General features: G+C 59.8%; 3 protein-coding genes. 1 reads left to right on the top strand and 2 read right to left on the bottom strand.

Going from position 1 to position 4,388, the window contains the following annotated elements:
* Window positions 1-23: 23 nt before the first annotated feature.
* On the bottom strand, window positions 24-554 hold the full coding sequence (locus A3714_RS00945) for a hypothetical protein (protein ID WP_063509345.1): 531 nt from the start codon (window positions 552-554) through the stop codon (window positions 24-26).
* Window positions 555-680: 126 nt separating this feature from the next.
* Window positions 681-3,416: a type I DNA topoisomerase gene (topA, locus tag A3714_RS00940; RefSeq protein ID WP_063509344.1), complete on the bottom strand. Its 2,736-nt coding sequence runs from the start codon at window positions 3,414-3,416 to the stop codon at window positions 681-683.
* Between the two features lie 466 nt (window positions 3,417-3,882).
* On the opposite strand from topA, the gene A3714_RS00935 reads away from it, so the two are divergent.
* Complete coding sequence (locus A3714_RS00935; protein ID WP_063509343.1) at window positions 3,883-4,329, top strand: universal stress protein; 447 nt, start codon at window positions 3,883-3,885, stop codon at window positions 4,327-4,329.
* Window positions 4,330-4,388: the final 59 nt, after the last annotated feature.

The raw sequence follows: 4,388 nt of genomic DNA, 5'->3' as shown, positions 1-4,388 counted from the left end.
TTATTAACTATTAATTGCCTTTCTCACCATTCTTCCAGATACCCCACACAATGCTCCACCAGCTCGCTGACCCGCTGGATGGCATTGCTCAGGCGCTCCAGGTCGCCTTCTGCCAGGGGGGCATAGCGGTCTTCTGCCATCAGGTTGAGAGCGTTGGCATCGCTGGGCGGGGCTGGCCGACGGGCCAGGCCAGCGGCACCCATGGCACCCTGCATTTCCCCGTCCAGCCAGGCGATCAGGTCCGCGCGGTCGGCCAGGGCCTGGCCGAGGATGGCCATTTCCGGGGCTTCCACTTCAGAATCACGGAATGCCTGAACCAGGGCAGCCAGGCTGAACAAGTGGTCGGCACCGGCTACCTGATAGGTGTTGGCAGACTGGCGCGCCAGACCAACCAGGGCGGAATAGAGATGAAAGACCACGGCACCACGCAGGGCCAGGCGCACCGCAGGCACCGCATCAGCCTGTTCACGGGTGAGCTGACGTAGAAGGGCCTGGGCAAAATAGATCCGCTCGCGCAGACCACTGACGGCATTTTCTCGGACCATTCGGGACATGGGGACTCACAGAAACTATGGATATAACGGGTTAACCTGACCGTAGGAGCTATGCTTGCATGGCGAACCTGCTCGCGATGACCCTGGTTTTCGCCATGCAAGCATAGCTCCTACAAATAAAGGCGGTCAGGATTTCTTGGCAGCGGCCTTTTTCTTGGCCGGGGCCTTCTTTTTGGCAGCCGCTTTTTTCTTGGCGGGCGCCTTTTTCTTGGTCTGTTCCTCGACCCATTTGCCGTCCCGGTAGAAGGCCATCCAGCCGGTGGCCTTGCCGTCGATCTCGCTCATCACGTACTGCTCTTTGGCCTTTCGGCTGTAACGCAGGACCCCGGGGTTGCCGTCCGGGTCTTTCGCCGGCGCCTCGGCCAGGTACTTGTGTTTGGGATCAAGCTGCTCGGCGACGCTCTGGATTTCCAGGATCAGTGGCGGCCGGGTTTCCCGGTTTTTGGGAAACTTGCTGGCGGCCAGGAACAGGCCGGAGGCACCATCGCGCAATAGATAGTGATCGTCATCGTATTTCTCGCACTTCAGGTGCGGCATGGGAATCGGATCGGCCCGTGGCGGTGCCGGCTCGCCGCTCTTGAGGAGTTTGCGGGTATTACCACATGCCTCGTTGGTGCACTTGAAGAATTTCCCGAACCGACCGGTTCGCAGCTGCATGTCGTTGCCGCACTTTTCGCATTCCAGCACCGGCCCATCGTAGCCCTTGATGCGGAACTCGCCCTTCTCGACCACATAGCCGTCACAATCCGGGTTATTACCGCAGATGTGCAACTTGCGCTTTTCGTCGATCAGGTAGTTTTCCATGGCGGTGCCGCACTTCGGGCAACGCTTCTTGTTGCGCAGTTCCTTGGCTTCCGCTTCTTCATCGTCAGCATTCACCGACTCGGCTTCTTCACCGGGCAACAGATTCAGGGTCGCCGTGCAGCGTTCCTTCGGTGGCAGGCTATACCCTGAACAGCCCAGAAAGACCCCGGTGGAACCGGTACGGATCTGCATGGGCCGGCCACACTTGGGACACTCGATGTCGGTATCCGTGGGCAGGTTGGCACGCATACCGCCAATGGCCTGCTTGCCACTGCCCTCACCCTGGGCCGCTTCCAGTTTGGCAACAAAATCCCGGTAGAACTCATCGAGCACATCCTGCCAGTTACGGCGGCCCTCGGCGATTTCATCCAGGGTTTCCTCCATGCGGGCGGTAAAGCTGTAATCCATCAGGTTGGGGAAGTTTTCCGCCAGACGATCAGTGACGATATCGCCCATTTTTTCCGCGTAGAAACGGCGGTTGTCCTGGCGCACATAGCCACGATCCTGAATGGTGGAAATAATCGCCGCATAGGTGGACGGACGACCAATGCCACGTTTTTCCAGCTCCTTCACCAGGCTGGCTTCAGTGAAACGGGCCGGCGGCTTGGTGAAATGCTGATCGATGTCCACCTGGTCGATGGTCAGGCGGTCGCCCTCTTTCACATCCGGCAGCAGGGTATCTTCCTGACCCTTGCGCGAAGCGGGGGGCTGGATACGGGTCCAGCCGTCGAACTTCATGATGCGTCCCTTGGCCTTCAGCTCGTAGTCATTGCCGGTGGCGGTGAGCGTGGTGCTCAGATATTCCGCCGGGGGCATCTGGCAGGCAATAAACTGGCGACGGATCAGTTCGTAGAGACGCTGGGCATCACGCTCCATGTCCTTGAGGGAGTCGGAGGTGCGGCGCACGTCGGAGGGGCGAATCGCTTCGTGCGCTTCCTGGGCGCCCTCCTTGCTGCTGTAGGACAACGGCTTCTCAGGCAGGTACTTGTCGCCCAGTTTCTCGCCGATCCATTCCCGGCAGGCGGCCACGGCATCTGCACTCAGGTTGGTGGAGTCCGTACGCATGTAGGTAATGTGGCCAGCTTCGTAGAGGCGCTGGGCCATCATCATGGTCTTCTTCACCCCGAATCCCAGGCGGGTACTGGCCGCCTGCTGCAGCGTGGAGGTAATAAAGGGAGCCGAAGGCTTGGACCGGGTAGGACGCTGCTCACGCTGGCTGATGGTCAGCGTACCGGCCTGCAGCAATGCCTGACGATGTGCTTCCGCGTCATCGCCATTGTTGGGGCGGAAGTTCTCACCCTTGTGCTTGGCCACTTCCAGGCGCAGGGCTTCGCCCTGATCACTGTGGGTGTCGCTGCGCATTTCCCAGAACTCTTCCGGAGTAAAGGCGCGGATTTCCCGCTCTCGCTCCACCACCAGTTCCACCGCCACGGACTGCACCCGTCCTGCGGACAGGCCACGGGCAATCTTTTCCCACAGCAATGGCGAGATCATGAAACCCACCACCCGGTCCAGGAAGCGGCGGGCCTGCTGGGCTTCCACCCGACTCAGATCCAGTTTGCCCGGCTGCTCAAAGGCGGCCTGAATGGCTTTTTTGGTAATTTCGTTGAACACCACCCGGTCAAAGCGACTGTCATCACCGCCGATCACTTCCCGCAGGTGCCAGGCAATGGCCTCCCCTTCGCGGTCCAAATCCGTGGCCAGATAGATGCGGTCGGCCTTGGCGGCAAGACGCTTGAGTTCGTCGATCACCTTTTCCTTGCCAGGAAGGATCTCGTAATGGGCCTTCCAGCCGTGCTCCGGGTCGACCCCCATGCGGTTGATCAACTGGGCCTTGGCCTTCTTCTTTTTATAGGCTTCGCGCTCCTCCTTGGGCAGTGAGCGCGTATAGGCGGCCTCCTTGGCACGTTCCTGAGGGGTGCTCTTCTTGGAACCGCCACTGACCGGCAGATCGCGTACGTGGCCGACGCTGGACTTCACTACGAAGTCGTCGCCCAGGTAGCGGTTGATGGTCTTGGCCTTGGCAGGCGACTCCACAATAACAAGAGTTTTTCCCATTCTCAGGTTCTCAATGGCGGCGGTTTGTTGAACAGAGCACAGACCGGCTGCCCTTACCCCACTATGACGGTGGCTGGGGCGACGCAGGTCCTCTTCGGGCGCTATTTAGACAGCGCCGGTATGGCCGGGTCAAGCTCTGCTGTCTTCCGGGGAGCCTCTGAATAACCCTCCACGTGCCCGATCTCCCGGGCTGGATCGCAATCCCGGCGCGAGTTTCACAGCGTCTGTCTCTCCCTCCACGCATCCCCCTGGACATGCAAAAAAACCGGGGAACGTCAGCCAGCAGGACCCGCAGGGCGCGCCCGCAAGGCATGACGGGCTCGCAGTGAGTTCGTCAGAGGCACCGTCTTTTTAGTAGTAGACCAGAGGTGGTTGTGGAGCAACCCTCAAAGCGGCGTTCTCCACCCTGGAAAGCCATTGAAAGCGCGTTATACTGCAGAAAAGTCACCGTTTCAGGGAGAGAACCGTGCCGAGCCCCTACCGCCGAATTCTGGTCGCCATTGATTGCAGTGATGAGTCTGCACAGGTGCTATCCCGTGCCGCCGGGGTCCTCTCCGGCAACGATGGTGAACTGCATCTGATCCATGTGATCGAGCCCCTGGCCCTGGCCTACGGTGCCGATGTGCCCATGGATGTGACCGACCTGCAGAGCGGCCTGATGCAACAGGCCCGCGAGACCGCTGACACCTATGCCAGCCGCTATCAGATTCCCTCCGACAATGTTCATGTGGAGCTGGGCTCCATTGAGAAGACCATTCTCGACCAGGCTGACAAGCTGCACGCCGACCTGATCGTGGTCGGCAGCCACACCCGCAGCGGCCTGGCCCTGCTACTGGGCTCCACCGCCCGGGGACTGGTGCCGGGAGCCCATTGCGATGTGCTGGCGGTGAAGGTGGATCAGAAAGGCAATTAATAGTTAATAATGAATAATTAATAACGTCGCGGAATGAGTTATCTGTTCTGCAACGCAAG

It is taken from the genome of Alcanivorax sp. HI0007 (assembly GCF_001635525.1).
GTDB lineage: Bacteria > Pseudomonadota > Gammaproteobacteria > Pseudomonadales > Alcanivoracaceae > Alcanivorax.
The sequence above is the reverse complement of the archived record's forward strand: the minus strand, read 5'-3'. Positions and strand labels throughout refer to the sequence as shown.